The sequence below is a fragment of the Sodalis sp. RH14 genome (assembly GCF_047324285.1).
Classification (GTDB): domain Bacteria; phylum Pseudomonadota; class Gammaproteobacteria; order Enterobacterales; family Enterobacteriaceae; genus Acerihabitans.
This window is the reverse complement of sequence record NZ_CP178739.1, coordinates 392,436-409,749: the sequence shown is the minus strand read 5'-3', so window position 1 is coordinate 409,749 and position 17,314 is coordinate 392,436. Positions and strand designations below refer to the sequence as shown.

17 protein-coding genes are annotated in these 17,314 nt (G+C 60.5%); 8 read left to right on the top strand and 9 right to left on the bottom strand.

Annotated features, from left to right (window positions below; all coding sequences use genetic code 11):
• Nucleotides 1-106: 106 nt before the first annotated feature.
• The 3 genes from ACL2XQ_RS01775 to ACL2XQ_RS01765 all read right to left on the bottom strand — a co-directional run bounded on the left by ACL2XQ_RS01775 (nucleotide 107) and on the right by ACL2XQ_RS01765 (nucleotide 2,973).
• A complete protein-coding gene (locus tag ACL2XQ_RS01775; protein WP_413728961.1) occupies nucleotides 107-1,405 on the bottom strand; it encodes a TRAP transporter large permease in 1,299 nt (432 codons plus the stop codon).
• 17 nt (nucleotides 1,406-1,422) lie between these two features.
• A complete protein-coding gene (locus tag ACL2XQ_RS01770) occupies nucleotides 1,423-1,932 on the bottom strand; it encodes a TRAP transporter small permease (protein ID WP_413739999.1) in 510 nt (169 codons plus the stop codon).
• Nucleotides 1,933-1,995: 63 nt separating this feature from the next.
• A complete protein-coding gene (locus ACL2XQ_RS01765) occupies nucleotides 1,996-2,973 on the bottom strand; it encodes a TRAP transporter substrate-binding protein (RefSeq protein ID WP_413721988.1) in 978 nt (325 codons plus the stop codon).
• A 416-nt stretch (nucleotides 2,974-3,389) separates the two neighbouring features.
• Here ACL2XQ_RS01765 and ACL2XQ_RS01760 point away from each other — a divergent pair, with 416 nt between their 5' ends.
• The 3 genes from ACL2XQ_RS01760 to dhaR all read left to right on the top strand — a co-directional run bounded on the left by ACL2XQ_RS01760 (nucleotide 3,390) and on the right by dhaR (nucleotide 7,468).
• Complete coding sequence (locus ACL2XQ_RS01760; RefSeq protein ID WP_413739998.1) at nucleotides 3,390-4,250, top strand: SDR family NAD(P)-dependent oxidoreductase; 861 nt, start codon at nucleotides 3,390-3,392, stop codon at nucleotides 4,248-4,250.
• 335 nt (nucleotides 4,251-4,585) lie between these two features.
• Nucleotides 4,586-5,362 (top strand): 5'/3'-nucleotidase SurE, encoded by a 777-nt coding sequence (gene surE, locus ACL2XQ_RS01755; protein WP_410012381.1) that lies wholly within the window; start codon nucleotides 4,586-4,588, stop codon nucleotides 5,360-5,362.
• Between the two features lie 186 nt (nucleotides 5,363-5,548).
• Nucleotides 5,549-7,468, top strand: coding sequence for a dihydroxyacetone kinase operon transcriptional regulator DhaR (gene dhaR / locus ACL2XQ_RS01750; protein ID WP_410016645.1), 1,920 nt, complete (start codon nucleotides 5,549-5,551; stop codon nucleotides 7,466-7,468).
• 66 nt (nucleotides 7,469-7,534) lie between these two features.
• Here the strand turns inward: dhaR and dhaM are convergent, their stop codons facing one another.
• From dhaM to dhaK, 3 genes are read right to left on the bottom strand one after another with little or no spacing between them, the layout of a single operon-like run.
• The gene (gene dhaM, locus ACL2XQ_RS01745) at nucleotides 7,535-9,046 is read right to left on the bottom strand and encodes a dihydroxyacetone kinase phosphoryl donor subunit DhaM (protein ID WP_413739997.1); all 1,512 of its coding nucleotides are present in this window, start codon (nucleotides 9,044-9,046) and stop codon (nucleotides 7,535-7,537) included.
• Nucleotides 9,047-9,074: 28 nt separating this feature from the next.
• Nucleotides 9,075-9,707: a dihydroxyacetone kinase subunit DhaL gene (gene dhaL / locus ACL2XQ_RS01740; RefSeq protein ID WP_410012383.1), complete on the bottom strand. Its 633-nt coding sequence runs from the start codon at nucleotides 9,705-9,707 to the stop codon at nucleotides 9,075-9,077.
• A 15-nt stretch (nucleotides 9,708-9,722) separates the two neighbouring features.
• Nucleotides 9,723-10,793 carry a dihydroxyacetone kinase subunit DhaK gene (dhaK, locus tag ACL2XQ_RS01735; RefSeq protein ID WP_410012384.1) on the bottom strand — a complete coding sequence of 357 codons (1,071 nt, stop codon included), beginning with the start codon at nucleotides 10,791-10,793 and terminating at the stop codon, nucleotides 9,723-9,725.
• Between the two features lie 275 nt (nucleotides 10,794-11,068).
• Here dhaK and ACL2XQ_RS01730 point away from each other — a divergent pair, with 275 nt between their 5' ends.
• The 4 genes from ACL2XQ_RS01730 to ACL2XQ_RS01715 all read left to right on the top strand — a co-directional run bounded on the left by ACL2XQ_RS01730 (nucleotide 11,069) and on the right by ACL2XQ_RS01715 (nucleotide 14,817).
• A complete protein-coding gene (locus tag ACL2XQ_RS01730; protein WP_413721985.1) occupies nucleotides 11,069-11,572 on the top strand; it encodes a YgjP-like metallopeptidase domain-containing protein in 504 nt (167 codons plus the stop codon).
• Nucleotides 11,573-11,648: 76 nt separating this feature from the next.
• On the top strand, nucleotides 11,649-12,920 hold the full coding sequence (gene cytX, locus ACL2XQ_RS01725; RefSeq protein WP_413739996.1) for a putative hydroxymethylpyrimidine transporter CytX: 1,272 nt from the start codon (nucleotides 11,649-11,651) through the stop codon (nucleotides 12,918-12,920).
• A 10-nt stretch (nucleotides 12,921-12,930) separates the two neighbouring features.
• A complete protein-coding gene (locus ACL2XQ_RS01720) occupies nucleotides 12,931-14,118 on the top strand; it encodes a DUF1615 domain-containing protein (RefSeq protein ID WP_413728966.1) in 1,188 nt (395 codons plus the stop codon).
• 171 nt (nucleotides 14,119-14,289) lie between these two features.
• Nucleotides 14,290-14,817 carry a DUF1993 family protein gene (locus tag ACL2XQ_RS01715; RefSeq protein ID WP_410012388.1) on the top strand — a complete coding sequence of 176 codons (528 nt, stop codon included), beginning with the start codon at nucleotides 14,290-14,292 and terminating at the stop codon, nucleotides 14,815-14,817.
• Between the two features lie 151 nt (nucleotides 14,818-14,968).
• On the opposite strand, the gene bhsA (ACL2XQ_RS01710) is transcribed toward ACL2XQ_RS01715, so the two are convergent.
• Both bhsA (ACL2XQ_RS01710) and bhsA (ACL2XQ_RS01705) read right to left on the bottom strand, forming a co-directional pair.
• Nucleotides 14,969-15,226: a multiple stress resistance protein BhsA gene (gene bhsA / locus ACL2XQ_RS01710; RefSeq protein ID WP_410012389.1), complete on the bottom strand. Its 258-nt coding sequence runs from the start codon at nucleotides 15,224-15,226 to the stop codon at nucleotides 14,969-14,971.
• A gap of 119 nt (nucleotides 15,227-15,345) precedes the next feature.
• Entirely contained in the window at nucleotides 15,346-15,603 is a 258-nt protein-coding gene (bhsA, locus tag ACL2XQ_RS01705) for a multiple stress resistance protein BhsA (protein ID WP_413721983.1), read from the bottom strand.
• A 297-nt stretch (nucleotides 15,604-15,900) separates the two neighbouring features.
• Here bhsA (ACL2XQ_RS01705) and ACL2XQ_RS01700 point away from each other — a divergent pair, with 297 nt between their 5' ends.
• Nucleotides 15,901-16,581, top strand: a complete 681-nt coding sequence (locus tag ACL2XQ_RS01700) for a TetR/AcrR family transcriptional regulator (protein ID WP_413727274.1) — start codon at nucleotides 15,901-15,903, stop codon at nucleotides 16,579-16,581.
• Nucleotides 16,582-16,585: 4 nt separating this feature from the next.
• On the opposite strand, the gene ACL2XQ_RS01695 is transcribed toward ACL2XQ_RS01700, so the two are convergent.
• Nucleotides 16,586-17,275 (bottom strand): amino acid ABC transporter permease, encoded by a 690-nt coding sequence (locus ACL2XQ_RS01695; protein WP_410012392.1) that lies wholly within the window; start codon nucleotides 17,273-17,275, stop codon nucleotides 16,586-16,588.
• Nucleotides 17,276-17,314 lie beyond the last annotated feature (39 nt).

Genomic DNA, 17,314 nt, shown 5'->3' with positions numbered 1-17,314 from the left:
CGTTGTTCATACCTAAGAGCCCAACATGCATCATCTTTAAAACGTCGCCCAATACTGATCGGTTCTAAGTTATTGCCGGTACTGCTAAGAAATCGCGGCGCACCCTTCAACCGTTGCCGTTATACACCCCGGTGACCGCGGGCAGCCATAGCGAGATAATCGGCACATAGGTAATGATCAACAGCACGATAAACAGCACGCAGTAAAACGGCAGCATCGCCTTTACCACCGCCTCCATTTTCTGCTGGCTGACCGCGCTGGCGACAAACAGCACGGTGCCCACCGGCGGAGTGATCAGGCCGATGCCGAGATTGACCAGCATAATCATGCCGAAATGCACCGGGTCGATACCCAGCGAGGTGGTGACCGGCAGCAGAACCGGGGTCAGGATTAGTATCAGCGGCGCCATATCCATCAGGCAGCCGACAATCAGCAGCATGATATTAATGCACATCAGGATAACGTATTTGTTTTCTGAAATGCTCAGGAAAAAGTCGGTAATAATCGTCGGCAGCTGCATAAAGGTCATCACCGAACCAAAGGCGGCGGCAAAGGCGATCAGCACCATGACGATAGTGACGGTTTTAATGGTGCGGAACAGCAGCAGGTGCAGATCGCGCCACCTGAATTCGCGGTAAATGAACATGGTGACAAAAAAAGCCCAGATACAGGCGATAGCCGCGGATTCAGCGGCGGTGAACACGCCGGAAAGAATACCGCCGAGTATAATCACGATGGTGAACAGGCCCCAGAACGCATCGACAAATATTTTCAACGCCTGGCGGAACGGCACCAGTTCGCCTTTGGGATAATTGCGCTTGCGCGCAAAGCCGATACACATGATAACCAGGCACAGTCCCAGCAATAAGCCGGGAAAGATACCCGCCATAAACATGGAGGAAATGGTTACGGTGCCGCCGGTGGCCAGCGAATAAATCACCGAATTATGGCTGGGCGGGGTTAACACCGCCTGCACCGAGCCGCTGGCGGTCACCGCGGCGGCGAAATCGCGCGGATAGCCCTGCGCCTCCATTTGCGGGATCATTACCGAGCCGATGGAGGCGGTATCCGCCAGCGACGAGCCGGAGATCGCGCCGAAAAAGGTCGACGCCACAATATTCACCAGCGACAGGCCGCCGCGGATAAAGCCGACGAAGATGTACGCGAAGTTCACCATTCGCCGCGCTATGCCCCCTTCGGCCATAATGGCGCCGGCCAGAATAAAGAACGGAATCGTCAGCAGGGAAAACTTGTTAATGCCGTTGGTCAGCTGGATAACAATCGCCTCCAGCGGTAAATCAATCCACCACGCGCCGATAAAAGCGCTTAAGCCCACGGCAAAGGCCACGGGAAACCCGAGGGCGAGAAGCACCACCAGGCTGCCTATCAAGATTAACGCATCCATAGCACCGCTCCGCTTTATTAATGGGAATTGCCCAGCATCACCAAAGGACGGTGATCCTGGGGCCCGGATATCATGCGTTCGATGACAAACAACATCATCAGGAACGAGCCTACGGGGATGGGCAGGTACATTTCTCCGTACGAAAAGCCCGGCAGCGAGGCCATCATCTGGTCCCACATGGCGGCGCACAGGCTGGTGCTGTACCAGATCATGATCAGGCAGATCACGCACATCAGAATATCGCAGACCAGCTCGCAGAAACGCTTTCCGGCCGGGGACAACCGGTCGGTCATGATCGAGACGGAAATATGGGTGTTGGCGCGATACCCCACCGGCGCGCCGATAAAGGTAAAGATAATCATGCAGACAATCGCCACCGGCTCCGGCCAGGACAGGGCGTTATCAAACAAATAACGGGCGCAGATGCCGATGGGGATCACGGTGACCATAATCATCAGCGCGATGCTGGCGATCAGCAGACATATCGCATACAACCCGTCCATTAACCGGGAATAATTAAAAGGCATAATGTTCCACCTGAAAGGTTGCAGGCGGCGGGACGTTATCCCCGCCGCAGGGAGGGATAAGGATTAATGCACATCGGCAATACGTTTCATTAATTCTTCATGTCCTTTGCCAAACTGATCTCTTACCGGCTGCGTCGCCTTAATGAAATAATCATGATCGATATTCTGGAACGTCACGCCGGCGGCTTTCATTTTATCCAGCGATTGCTGGTTGTAGGTGGCCCATAATTGCCGCTCGTCCAGTTGCGCTTCCTTGCCCAATTTCAGCATGGTCTGCTGATCCGCGGCGGATAATTTATTCCACACCAGCGAGGACACCAAAATCATTTCCGGCTGGATAAAATGGCCGGTCAGGGTGTAATACTTGGCCACCGGAATATAATTATGGGCAACAAAGGTCGGCGGATTATTTTCGGTGCCGTCCACCACGCCGGTCTGCATGGCGCTGAAGACTTCGCTTACGCCCATGGCGACCGGATTGGCGCCCATGGCTTTTAACGTCGCCAGCGATATCTGGCTGTTCTGTACGCGGATTTTCATGCCGTGCAGATCCTCCGGCTTCACCACCGGTTTTTTGGTGATCATATTGCGCACGCCGGCGTCGGTCCAGCCGAGGAAGACCATTTTAGCCTTGGGATCCGCACTGACCTTGGCGGCGATTTCCTGCCCCACTTCGCCGTCAAGCACCTTATGCATATGATCTTCATCGCGAAAAATATACGGCAGGGTGAGCACGCTGGTTTCCGGGGCAATGGTGGTCATCGGCGCCAGCGAAACGCGGATCATATCCACCGCGCCGATTTGTACCTGCTGCAGCGTCTGCTCTTCATCCCCCAGCACGCCGCCGGAATAGACCTTCATCTCCAGGCGACCGTCGGTAGCCTGCTTCAGCTTTTCCCCCATATGCTGCAGCGCCACCACCGTGGGATAGCCGTCGGGCTGCACCTCGGCGACCTTAAGCACCCTGGCCGTGGCGATGGGGGCGGACAATGCGGTGGCCAGGGTTATCGATAGTGCAATCAATAATTTATTCGTTTTCATTATTTTAACTCCGGACGGGTTTCAGAGGTCGCATACGCCTGGGCGGACGGGCAGCTCGCCGCTGGGCGCTAAAATGTATAAGCAAAAGGAAAGTAACAAAATGAATATATCTGGAACGGTGTTTTATAAAATACACCATCAATCAGTAGAATGAAGTGGGTCACATTTTTTGGTTATCAAAATGTGAAATTTTAATGTCTGTCACAAATTGAAATTAAATGCCAATTTTTGCGGCAAACCGTTTTGAAGAGCAATTAAAGAGAAATAGGCAACAAATCAAAAGGACTGTATATTCGCGCGCGGCGGACAACCCCGTACCATAGCATGGTCATTCTCCAGCCGGACGGCGTCGACGTCGGCAAACCGATCGCCCGTCAGACCGACGGCCCGTTTCATTATCCTGAGGAATAACTGCTATGCGCACCCTACCACCCAAGACTTGGTTTATTACCGGCGCCTCCAGGGGCCTCGGTCTGACCCTGGCCCGCCTGCTGCTGGCGCAGGGCCACAACGTGGCCGCCACCTCGAGAAACCGCGCGGCGCTGGAGCGCGCCGTGGCGCCCACCGCCGACCAGTTCCTGCTGTTCCTGCCGCTGGAAGCCGATCTCACCGACGAGGACAGCGTCGGCGCAGCGGTGGAGCAAACTATAAAGGCGTTCGGCGTTATCGATGTCGTGGTAAATAATGCCGGTTATGGCCTGCAGGGCACGGTGGAAGCGCTGACCGACGCCGAACTGCGCCGTAATTTCGACGTCAATGTCTTCGCGCCGCTAAACGTACTGCGCAAGACCTTGCCGCAGCTGCGCCGCCAGCGCGCAGGGCACATTATCAATATCGCGTCCGTTGCCGGTTTCCAGGGCGGCTATGCCGGCTGGGGCGGTTATGTCGCCGCCAAGTTCGCCCTGGCCGGACTGACGGAATCGCTGGCGGCCGAAACGCGGGAGTTGGGCATCCATGCCACCGTGATCTACCCCGGGCCGGTGCGCACCGACTTTCTCTCGGCCGGCTCCCTGGCGGTGGCGCAGCGCCAGATTGACGACTACGCCGCTGCCCAGGCGTCGCTGGATCTGCATAGGGACACCCTGGCGGGCAACCAGGCCGGCGATCCCGACAGGCTGGCCGCACTTATCGTCCGGATCGCGTCCGTGGAAAAACCGCCGCTGCATCTGTTTGCCGGCAATCTTGCCTGGGATCTGGCGTATCAGAAACTCGGCGAGGTTAAGCTGGATCTGGCGGCGTGGAAGGATGCGTCGCTGGCGACGGATTTCCCGCAGTGATATCACTGATGGTTAATGGATATTGGCGGAAATAATCCAGGACTTATGGTCTCCAGCAACTTGGTGAACAAGCGTATTGATGGCAAACACCGAGTGCGTTGAGGGTAACCGCTTTATTTATCTGATTTGTCATATTTTTGTCATCCCCTATTCAACCCATTTATTTACCCTTGCGCTGCGCTTTTTGACCCGCCCCAGGGCGGGAAGCCGCGCGGCCGCGCAGATTTTATCCCCTGCGCACGTGATTTTTGTCTTATGATGTCAGGCAGAGCCCGTGGCGAAATCAACTCGACATTCATTCATTTTTGGCCTGACCCATGGAGAACAACCCTGTGATGAAAAAAGTGAATCGCGTTTTATTGACCAATGATGACGGCATCGACGCCCCCGGTCTGGAGCTGCTGGCCAAGGCCGCCCAGGAGATTGCAGAAGAGGTGTGGATAGTCGCCCCCGCCCAGGACAAAAGCGGCGTGGCCAACTCCCTGAGCATGCGCGAGCCGGTGCGGGTGATAAACAAAGGTCCGCGGCGGTTTGCCGTCTATGGCACGCCCGCCGACTGCGTGGCCTACGCCGTGCACCAGGCGATGCTCGGTTCCCCGCCCGACCTGGTGCTTTCCGGCGTCAACAACGGTTCCAACCTGGGATTTGAAACCCTGCTCTCAGGCACGGTGGGCGCGGCGATGACCGGCATGCTGTCGGGCATTCCCTCGATTGCGCTAAGCCAGAACCGCGATCCCGATCAACCGGTAAACTGGGATAGCGCCACGCGCTACCTGATACCGACCCTGCGGCATGTGTTGCAGGCGACATGGGACCGGCAGGTGTGCCTGAATGTGAATTTCCCGGATATGCCCGCCGATCGGGTGAAAGGCATCAGGGTCACCAAGCAGGGCATGGGCAATGTGGACGGCATGATGGTCATTCCCGCCAAGGATCCCCACGGCGAGGACTATTTCTGGATCCGGGTGCAGCACGGCGGCCTTGAACGCCCGGAGAACAGCGAGCTGAAGCTGAATGACGAAGGCTATATTTCGGTGACGCCGCTCACCTTCGAGCGGACTGAAATGAAAGAGTTCCAACGTCTCGGCAGCCTGTACGGCCAGGACTTTTAGCCCCTGCCTAACCGCGCCCCGCCGGTGCGGTTGCTCCCCCCGCGTTATCGCCGCCTGCGATATTTGCCTGAGGCTTAACAGAAATCCCGCCGGGATTCTGGAGTAATACCTCCCTTGATGCCGTTAATCCGGGGAGACGATACCTTGGTGCTGAAAACTGCCTTGCCCCACCCTGGCCGCGACGACCTGCCCAAGCGGGAACCGGCGTGCGCCGTTCCGGCCCTGGAGGAATCCCGGCGCCGCTGCCGCAAACTGATGCAGCCCGCCGACTGGCGTCCCGCGCACCGGGCCGCCGGCGTGACCTTCGCTTCCATTTGCCGGCGTAAGGACGATTTGCTGGTGCTGGGACAGGCGGCGCTGGAGGATGCGTATGAGTATATGGAGTCGCGGCCCTGCGCGTTGCTGATCCTGGATGAAAGCGGCTGTACCCTGTGGGCGTGCGGCCATCCGTTTACCCAGGCCCGGCTGGAGGCGCTGGGCATCGGCCCCGGCAGTTACTGGACCGAAGGCCTGATCGGCACCAACGCGCCGGCGCTGGCCATCGCCGGGGGCTATCCGGTGCAACTGGCGGGAGAACAGCATTTCCGCCAGGCGCTGCACCCCTGGCACTTTTGCGCCGCCCCGGTGTACGACAACGGCGGCCGCCAGCGGGCGGTCATCGTGCTGGCCAGCCTGGTGGAGGACAAGGCCGCCAGCGATCTGTCGCTGACGCTGGTGCTGGCGCGCGAAGTGGGCAATTACCTGCACGCCGACAGCCTGCTGGCCGAAACCAACCGCCACCTTAACGCGCTCAACGCCCTGCTCGACGGCGTGGAAGACGGCGTGCTGGCCTGGGATCAGCACGGTTGCCTGCAATACCTTAACGCGCGCGCGGCGGCCATGCTGCGCCTCGATGAAACGGAGAGCCTCGGCAAGCCGGTGCTGACCCTGCTGACGCTGCCGGCGCTGGTGATCCAGGCCATGCATAACCGCAGCCCGCTGAGCCATGTCCAGGTCACGTTTGAGAACCGGCAGCAGTTTATCCCGGCGCTGCTGACGCTAAAGCCTATTCCCGACGGCGATCGCTGCGGTTTTATCGCCCTGCTTCACCCGCAGGAACTCCTGCAGCAGTTGGTGCATAACCAGCTGGGCCGGGTGAGTTATACCTTTGCGGATATGCCGCTGGCGTCGCTGGAAATGCGGCGGCTGGTGCGTTATGGCAAACAGGCGGCCAAAGGCAGCCATCCCATGCTGCTGCACGGCGAGGAAGGCGTGGGCAAGCAGCGTCTGGGACAGGCCATCCATAACGGCGGCGAACGCGCGCAGGGTCCGTTTATCGCCCTGAACTGCCAGGCGTTGCCGCAGGATTTGATGGCGCGGGAATTTCTGGGCAGCGATGCCAGCGAGGGCGAGGCCGGGCAGCCGAGTAAATTCGAACTCGCCAACGGCGGCACCCTGTATCTGGAACAGGTGGAATATCTGTCGCCGGAAATGCAGTCAGCCCTGCTGCAAATCATCAAGACCGGCATGCTGATGCGCGTCAATTCGAACCGGGTGATCCCGGTGAATGTGCGGGTCATCGCCGCCACCGGCGCCGATCTGCCGCTGCTGGTCAAGCAAAACCGTTTTCGCCGCCAGCTGTTTTACACGCTGCAATCCTTTGAACTGCATATCCCGCCGCTGCGCCTGCGGACGCAGGATATTCCCGTGCTGGTGCAGGACAGCCTGCAGGCGCTGGGCCGCCATTTCCAGTGCCGCTATCAGATTGGCGGGGACGTCATTCGCCAGCTGTGCCTGTACCCCTGGCCGGGCAACGATCAGGAGCTGAAAAGCGTGGTGGAGCGCGCCGCCATGACCTGCCGCAACAATCGTATCGAGCTTAACGATCTGCCGGAGCATTTGCTGCAGGAACGGGCGCTGGTGGAACCGGACGCGCCCGCGTCGCAGCCGGTGCTGTCGTTTCCGGACCTGGAGCGCCAGGCGATTATCCGCGCGGCGCTGGTATGCCGGGGTCAGCTAAACGAAATGGCACCGCTGCTGGGCATCGGCCGCACCACGCTTTGGCGCAAGGTGAAGCAATACCACCTGGAAATGGCGCGGTTCAAAACGGGCGCCGAGGCGGAATAAGCGCCGGCGGGTCCGCCGGCGCCGGGAAAATACTCGCGCCAAACATCGCTGCGAAAGCGCCAGGCGTTAAACCAGCGCGCCGCCGCGCGGCTTTTTGTCTTCGCTCTCCTCCGTCCCCGCTTTTTTACCACCGGCGGGCTTGTCGACGGTGAGGGTGCCGGCGGCCATGTCCAGCGCCGCCGTTTGGCCGTTGCGGGTGGCCTGTAAACATCCGCTCACGCCCACTACCATCGGTATGCCCAGCGCCCGCGCCAGGATGGCGCTATGCGACCAGATATTCCCCGCGCTCAGGCAAATGCCTTTCACCTTTTGCCGGTCCAGGCCAAGCATCTCGGAAGGCATCAGTTCCTCGGCCACCAGCAGCACGCCGTCGCCGTCGCCAACGCCGGGCGGCGCCACCGGCCCGGCGCCAAGATGTCCCAGCACCCGGTTGAGGATATCGCGGATATCCAGTTCCCTGGCGCGCAGGTAGGGGTCCTCCATCGCGCGGTAATCGTCGACCATGGCCATCAGTTCCCGCGACGCCGCCGCCTCGGCGCTGGAGAGTTCCGTTGCGATGCGTTGATCCAGCGCCCGCAGCAGATCCGCATCCTCAATCAGCAGCGCGTGGGCGCTGAAAATGGCCGCCTGATCCGGCCCCATGGCATCGCCGGCCCGATGCGCCAGCCGCCGCAGATCGCCGCGGGTCGCCGCCAGCGCCGAACGCAGCCGCTGCTGCTGTCCGGTTATCTGCTGGCGCGAAATCGTCTCCGGCCGCGCATGATAACGGGCCGGACGCAGCTTCAGCACCGGCGCGCGAATACCGCCGGGGGGAACCGGTATGCCGGTAAGCGTCATGCCGGCGCGCGCGTCGACCTGTTCGCCGAAACCCCGGCGCGCCAGGGCGATAAACGCGTCCAGCGCCGCCCCCGCCTCCGGTCCGCTGGCCAGCAGGCGCAGGGTATCGCCCTGGCGGATTTGCAGCGTCGCCAGTTGGTTAAGACTGCGCGGGTCGACGCCGCGCCCGCCCTTTTCAAGACGCAGGTCCGCCTTAAACGGCGCCAATACCCCGGCCAGCCGCGCCGCCGGACGGACATGGAGTCCGTTCGGGTTAAGCACCGTCCAACTGACGCTTTGGCTGTCGGCGGGCATTACCGTCTTGCCTGTCCCCTCGTCGCCGGCGTCATCCGGCTCGCCAAGCTGGCGGGCCTTAGCCGCCAGCGCGCCCAGCGCCTCCGCCTTCACCTGCGCCAGGCTACCCCCCGCCGACGCCGCCACCACCGCCGCCAGGGTGCCTTCCACCAGCGGCGCGGCGCACAGCGTTACCCGCTGCGCCAGCGCGGGGTCCAGCAGTTCCAGTGCGGTTTCCGCGCTCAACAGGGCGCTGCCGAGATCCATCAGCACCAGCACCCCGGAGGGATCGTCCGCCGATTCAATGGCGTCCATCACCTTGACCGCATCGGTGCCGATGGGATGATCGCCGTCGTCCACCCCGGCGGCGATAACCAGCCGGCAGCCGCCCTGGATCATTTGTTCAGCCAGCTCAGCTACGCCCTGCGCCAGAAGAAGGCTGTGGGACACTACCACGATATTGACCATCTTTCCTCCTGCCCGCCCGGGCCTGCGACTAACGGGTCGTCACCTGGTAAAGCGCCTGGATCATCAGCATCGCCGAGGTGGCGCCGGGATCCTGGTGGCCGATGCTGCGTGCGCCCAGATAGCTGGCCCGTCCTTTACGCGCCTGCATGGTGATGGTGGACTCCAGCGCCCGCTGCGCCCGCTCGACGGCCTGGCGCAGGGCGTCGGGCAACGCCAGGTGGTCCCGGCTGTCCTGTTCCAGTTGCTCGACCACCGGCACCCAGACGTCGCACATGGTCTTGTCACCGGGTTCAGCCTTGCCGCGCATGACCACCCCTTCCACGCCCTCCTTCAGCATCTGGCACAGGGCCGGCAAATCGAGGCTTTGTTTGGCGTTGGCGCTTTGGGCGGCGCGGATAAAGAAGGTGCCGAACAACGGGCCGCTGGCGCCGCCCACGCTCGACAACAGCGTCATGCCGGTATTCTTGAGGATAAAGCCGATATCCTTGTCCGCGACTGAAGGCAATTTCTCCAGTACCTTATTAAAACCGCGGTTCATATTCAGACCGTGATCGCCGTCGCCGATATCCGAATCCAGTTGGGTAAGGAAGTCCCGCTGTTCGGTGAACACCTCGGCGCACAGTTGCAGCCAACTGACGATATGCTGTCTGGTAATAACCATTATTGCCTCCATAAATTAACAGCCCCAGCGCAGGGCCGGCGTGTTGACCGGCGCATCCCACAGTTCCAGCAGCGCGTCATCCACCTTCAGCAGGGTGATGGACATGCCTTGCATATCCAGCGAAGTGCAATAGGAACCGATTAATTTACGTTCCACCTGCAGGCCGAACGCCGCGCAGCGCTCCGCCAGGCGATGCCAGACGCCATACAGCTCCGACAGCGGCGTCGACCCCAGGTTATTGACCAGCGCAATAACCCGATCGCCTTTTGCCAACGGCTGCTTGGACTGGCGGGTTTCACGCCAATCGCCCGCCTGGCGATCCCAGTGCCGCAGGGTGCGCTGGTAGCCGCCGTTTTCGATCAGGGTGGCGAACAGGGTATCCACCGTGTCGTTAAGCGAGATAAACGGACGGCGCTCGATGCCCGGCTCGCCGTGGATGCCGATGCCGAATTCCATCTCGTTGTCCGCCAGCGCAAACGACGGTTTGCCGGCGGCGGGCACGGTGCAGGCGCCCAGGGCGATGCCCAGGGAATGCCCCTGGTTGTTGATGCGCTCCCCAAGCGCCGCGCAATCATCGAGCGAGTCGCCGCGCGCCGCCGCCGCGCCCAGCAATTTTTCCAGCAACACGGTATTGGCCACGCCACGCCGCCCGGTGGTAAACAGGCTGTCCTTTACCGCCACGTCATCGTCGACCACCAGGGTCGCCACCGCCGTGCCGCTGGCGTGCAGCAATTCCGCCGCCGTCTCGAAATTAAGGATATCGCCGGTATAGTTTTTAATCAGCATCAATACGCCCTGGCCGCCGTCAATCGCCTGTCCGCATTCATACATCTGATCCGGCGTGGGCGAGGTGAAGATTTCCCCGGGGCAGGCGCCGGCCAGCATACCCTGGCCGATATAACCGCAGTGCATCGGCTCATGGCCGCTGCCGCCGCCGGACATCAGCGCCACCCGCCCCGCCACCGGCGCGTCGGCGCGGGTGATAAACAGCGGTTCCTGATGCAATGCCAGTGTGGGATGCGCCTCTACCAGGCCGTTGAGCTGTTCCTGCAACACCGTTTCAACGCTATTGATTAATTTTTTCATACGCTGCTCCGCCAGATGAATAGGAATAGATCATGACTATAAGGCAGCTTTGGCCGGACGGGATAACGACGTAAATAGTTCCGTTTTGGAACGTTGCGGCGCGGATAAGGTTTCATTTTGGAACATCATGCGGGCGTAGCGCGGTAGAGGGTGAACTGACGCACATTACGGGCCGGCGATAACACCGGGGCGACGCGGCCGCGGCCGTTGGTTTTACACCCGGGATCCGTTACCCTTAGCCGGGTCGGCATCTTTTGCCGCGCAACAGGGCACTTATGACACCACTTATCTATTTGCAGGGTTACCCGGAGCACCTCCTCGCCCAGGTGCGCACGCTTATCGCGGAGCAGCGGCTGGCGGCGGTGCTGGCGCAGCGCTATCCCGCCGCGCATGAGATCGCCAGCGACAAGGCGCTGTACGCATATACGCTGGAGCTGAAAAACCGCTACCTGCGCAACGCGGCCCCGATCAATAAAGTCGCCTGGGACAGTAAAATCCACGTGCTGAAGAATGCGCTGGGTTTGCACACCGCGGTATCGCGCGTGCAGGGCGGCAGGCTGAAAGCCAAGGCGGAGATCCGCATCGCCACGGTATTCAAAACCGCGCCGGCGGATTTTCTGCGCATGATCGTGGTGCATGAGCTGGCCCACCTGAAAGAGAAAGAGCATGACAAGGCGTTCTATCAGCTTTGCTGCCATATGGAGCCGCGCTATCACCAGTTGGAATTCGATACCCGCCTGTGGCTGACGCAGCTCGCGCTGCAAGGCAAGCCGGATTGACGCCGGCGCCGGGATTAGCCGACGGCGCGCGCGGGCTATGCTATGCTCGCTTATCCTTGTGCGAACAGATAACCCCATGAAAAACAGTGATACTTATGCCCCCGACCGGTTGATTGCCCCTGGCGGGCGCGTATTGGGCTGGCGGGATCTTTTTTCCTTATGGTTCTCTTTAGGCCTGGGGCTGGCGGTGTTGCAGGCCGGCGCCCTTCTTACGCCGGGCCTGGGCATGCTGGGCGCCCTGTCCGCCATCGCCATCGGATCGCTGGCCGGCTGCGTGCTGCTGGCGCTGTCAGGCGTTATCGGTTATGACACCGGGCGATCGTCCATGGCGGGCATGGCCTTCAGCCTGGGTAACACCGGCGCGTCGGTACCCGCGCTGCTCAACTTTTTGCAGCTGGTCGGCTGGGGCGCGTTTGAAATTGTGATGATGCGTGACGCGACCAGCCTGCTGGCGACGCGCGCCCTGGGCGGCGGCAGTCCGTGGGCGAATCCCATTCTGTGGACCTGGCTGTTCGGCCTGTGCGCCACGGCGCTGGCGTTGTCGGGGCCGCTGGCGTTTATCCGGGTGGTGCTGCGGCGCTTCGGCATCTGGCTGTTGATTATTGCCTGCGGCTGGCTGAGCTGGTCGTTATGGCGGCGGGCGGATATGGGCGCGCTGGCCGCCAGCCCCGGCGACGGCACGCTGCCGTTTGCGGCGGGCTGCGATATCGTGATTTCCATGGCCTTATCCTGGCTGCCGCTGGTGGGGGATTACACCCGTTTCGGCAAAAGCGCCCGGCAAACCTTTTTCGGCACCCTGGCCGGCTATCTGTGCGGCAGTCTGTGGATCATGGCCCTGGGCGGCGCCTATGCCCTGGCGTTCGTCAGCAATAACGATACCAGCGCGCTGCTGGTGGCGTTATCGGGCGCCGCCATGGGCATTCCCCTTTTGCTTATCCTTATCGATGAAAATGAAAACGCCTTTGCCGATATCCATTCGGCGGCGCTGTCGTCGGCGCTGCTGGTGCCGCTGCGGGTGAAACCGCTGACCCTGGTTATCGGCCTGGCCTGTACGCTGATAGCCTGGCGGGTGCCGCTGTCGCAGTATGAAAACTTTCTGCTGCTGATCGGGTCGGTGTTCGCGCCCCTGTTCGGCGTGGTGCTGGTGGAACATTTCCTGGTGCGCCGCCGCCATGACCTGGCCCCGGGCGCCGCCTTGTCATGGCGGGCCTTCCTGGCCTGGGTCTGCGGCATCGCGGTCTACCAGGCCATGTCGCACTGGTTGCCGCAGGTGGGCGCCACCCTGCCGGCGCTGCTTATCTCGGGGCTGCTGCATTGTGCGTTGTCCCGCCGTCCCCGTCAGGTTTAACAGGAAAGCCATGCTTTTATACCGCGTTATCTCATTTTCACCTGTTGCCCAGGCCGCCGACAGGATCGCCCGCCAAGCGGGAAACCGCCCGGCGGCGGCATTATTGCGCGCCTGCCGCCCCTGGGCGGGCATCGCCCTGCTGCTGGCGCTGGCCGGCTGCGGCAGCCAGCAGCGCCAGCCCGCCAAGCCGCAGCCGGCGGACGTCCAGGCGCATATCATCCGGTTACTGCCGGCCAATACCGCCGATCGCGCGGGCTGGGCCAAGGATATCTATACGGCGTTCGCCGTTCGCAATATCGACCCCAATAGCGAGAATATCTGCTCGGTACTGGCGGTAGCCCAGCAGGAATCAGGGCTGCAGGCCGACGCGCCGGTAGCGGGCCTGGGCAAGATAGCCTGGGATGAAATCGACCGCCGCGCCGCGCAGGCGCATATCCCGGCGATCGTGGTCCATGCCGCGCTGCATATCAATTCGCCCAACGGCAAGACCTATAGCGAACGCCTGGACAACGTGCGCAATGAAAAAGAACTGAGCGGCATTTTCGAGGACTTTATCGGCATGGTGCCGATGGGGCAAAAACTGTTCGGCAACCTGAACCCAGTCCATACCGGCGGGCCGATGCAGGTCAGCATCGCCTTCGCCGCCGAACATGCCGACGGCTACCCCTACCCCATCGAGGGCTCGATCCGCCACGAAGTGTTCAGCCGGCGCGGCGGCATGTATTTCGGCATTGTGCATTTACTCGGCTATCCTACCCATTATCCCCGGCAGATCTTCCGCTTCGCCGATTTCAACGCCGGCTGGTATGCCAGCCGCAACGCCGCGTTCCAGAATGCCGTCAATCGCCTCTCCGGCAAGCAGCTGGCGCTTGACGGCGATCTGGTCAACTATGGGTCGGATGCGGCGAGCGCCACGGAACTGGCCGTACGGGCGATCGGCAAGCGTCTGGATATCGGCGACGCGGCCATCCGCCGGGCGCTGGAAAAGGGCGAACGTCTGGATTTTGAAGAAACGGATCTTTACCGGCGCGTGTTTGCCCTGGCCGATAAAACCCAGGGCCAGCCGTTGCCGCGCGCCATACTGCCGGGCATTACCCTGGAAAGCCCGAAAATAACCCGCAAGCTGACCACCGCCTGGTTCGCCAAGCGGGTTGATGAACGGCGCCTGGCCTGCCTGGCCCGCGACCGGGCCGGCTGAGACGTTGGCCTGCGTATGCCGTACCTGAAACCAATGCCGCCGGGTTATCACATTTCATAGCGATCGTTAAAAAAACATTGACGGGCCGGATGCCGCGCCCTAAGTTGATGGCGGGCGGAATCAACGGCCCGCTGTCTATCCTGATGTCCGATAACGATGAGAAGACGAAAAATGGCTAATCCGGCACAACATGACCTGACCTACTACCAGGCTTCGATCCCGGTATTTATCCGGGCGCTGAACAATCTGTCCGCGCTGCTGCATAAAGCGGTTGCTTACGCCGCCGAGCAGGGCATCGACGAATCCCAACTGGTCAACGCCCGCCTGGCCCCCGATATGTTCAGCCTGGCCCGGCAGGTGCAGTCGTCCAGCGACGCGGCAAAATCCTGCGCGGCGCGCCTGTCCGGCGGCGACATTCCCAGTTTTCCCGATACCGAGACCACCTTTGAGCAGTTGCAGGAGCGTATCGCCAAAACCATCACCTACCTCAACAGCCTGTCCCAGGATCAGTTTGCCCATAGCGGCGAAAGGCCCATCGTGATGAATATGCGCGGTACGGCGAAAACCTTCACCGGCTATGATTATTTATTCCGCCTGGCGTTGCCGAACCTGTTTTTCCATATCACCACGGCCTATGACATCCTGCGTAACCAGGGCCTGGCTATAGGTAAAAGCGATTATCTGGGTTCATTTGAATAAGTGATTTGACAAGCGATGAGCACGCGAACGCGGCGGATAAACAGGGAGGTTAACGGCGGGAGAAACTATTAAGACGCCGCGCTGACGGCGCAATAATAGCGAATAAAAAAGAACGGAAGGCCGGTTAAACGGCGCTTCCGTTCTTTTTATATTATTCATAAATAACCGCGGTGCCGTGCAGGTTATTCTGACCGGTGGTCGAGGTGATCTGGAACGACTTGGCGCCGGACTGGGCGGCTTTATCGGCCAGCTGGCTTTCCAGCGAGGACAGGTTGCTGCCGCCGGTGGCGGAAATCACCCCGACCTGGCGCTGGTTGGCCGGCGCTGAATTAACCAGGTCGGCGGCGAAGCTACCGAAGGAAATAGCGCTCAGGGCGATGGCGGCAACGGCATATTTTACGTTTTTCATGATAGCGACTCTCTGTATTCAAATGACATTATCATTATCCGCGGGTAAGCGCATAATTAACGATTGTGGGTTTGTTATTTATCTGCGGCGCGGGGGATAGGCCCCGCGGTCGGCCACACTTATTGATAAATCACCGCGGTGCCGTGCAGGTTATTCTGGCCGGTAGTCGAGGTGATCTGGAACGACTTGGCGCCGGACTGCGCGGCTTTATCGGCCAGTTGGCTTTCCAGCGAGGACAGGTTGCTGCCGCCGGTGGCGGAAATCACCCCGACCTGCTGTTGGTCGGCCGGTGCGGCGTTAACCAGGTCGGCGGCGAAACTACCGAAAGAAACAACGCTCAGGGCGATGGCGGCAACGGCATATTTTACGTTTTTCATGATATGTACTCTCTAAAGTTAGTCAGGATTCAGTTGGCGACGTTAATTTCTTAACGTTCGATAACTAAATACTATCCTCCCGCGGCGCGGCACGCAACTTCTTTTTATTATCGATCGTTAATTTAATAGTTAAGCAACTGATAACAATACGATTAAAGTTGAAAATTTTTTGTCTTTATCCCCTTTACGACTCCCCTGGCAATGCGTCACCTCCCTGCGTTGCCACGTGGTGCTTGTAATTTTCTTAATGATCGTTAATTATATACTGATACGTCACCATCATTAAGAGAGGATTTTATGGACACACATCCGACTGCGTGTGTCAAAACCGCCAAAGGACCGGGCCGGCCAAAACAGTTCAGCCGGGAGTGCGCGCTGGATAAAGCGCTGGAACTGTTCTGGCGCCATGGCTATGAAGCCACCTCCATGTCCGATCTGGTGGCGGCCACCGGCGCCAAGGCGCCGACGCTTTATAGCGCGTTCGGTAATAAGGAGGGGCTGTTTCGCGCCGCCGCCGAACGTTATATCGCGCTGTACGCCGAGCGGGGTAAAAACCTGCTGGCCGATGCGGGCCGCCCGCTGGATGAGGTACTGCGGGATTACCTGCGCGACGCCGCAGCGATGTTTACCAATGAGACGCTGCCGCCGGGCTGCTTTTTAATCTGCACCTCTGCGGCGCTGTCTTCATCCTCGCACGACGTGGCGCTGATGCTGCGCGCTCGCCATCACCGGCAGGAGGATATGCTGCTGGCATTTTTCCGCCAGCGCCAGACGACGGGAGAGCTGGCGGCGGATATTGACGCGGCAGGCCTGGCCAAGAATCTGGTCTGCGCGCTGCACGGCATGTCGGTACAGGCGCGCGAAGGCGCCAGCCGGGATGATCTGCACGCCATCGCGGCCACCTGGATGGCGGTTTGGCCGGCGCTGACCGTACCCAAGCCTGACGCGGGAATGAGGGGCAAGGAGAGTAAAGCGTAGCGCCTTAGCCTTTCGGCAGGCTCAGGCGGCGTTCGACGGCGCTGGCGAGCACTTGCAGCAGGATCACCAGCACCACATAAAACGCGGCGGCCAGCAGGTAGGCCTGAAGATTAAGGAAAGTGGCCGACGCCACCATCTGGGCATTGCGCATCAGCTCGGTAACGCCGATAACCGACGCCAGCGACGTTCCCTTAAGCACGATGATAAACTCATTACACAACGGCGGAAACGCCACCCGCAGCGCCTGCGGCAGGATAATGCGCCGCATGGCCTGCGGATAGGTCATGCCGATGGAGCGGGCGGCCTCCATCTGCTCGCTGTGAATCGAGGTAATGCTGGCGCGAATGCTTTCCGCGGTATAGGCGCCGGCGTTAACCGCAAACGCCAGGGTCGCCGCCAGCAGCCGGTTATCCAGCGGGCTGAGCAGGCTTATCAGCAGCGGGCTGCCGGCCTGGCTGGCCCAGGCCGGCAAGCCGAAATACACCAGATACAGCAATACCAGCGGCGGCACGCCGCGAAAAACAGTGACATACGCCAGACAAAACAGCCGCACCGGCATCCGCCGGGATAAACGCCCGAGCGCCACCAGCAAACCGATGACCAGGGCGCCCGCCATAGCGAAGACGGTTAAAGAAAGACCGACCAGCACGCCCTGCAAATACAGCGGCGAATAGGCCGCCACAAATTCCATCATAACCCGCGCCATCCTGTATCAAGATTAAATATTGCCGTC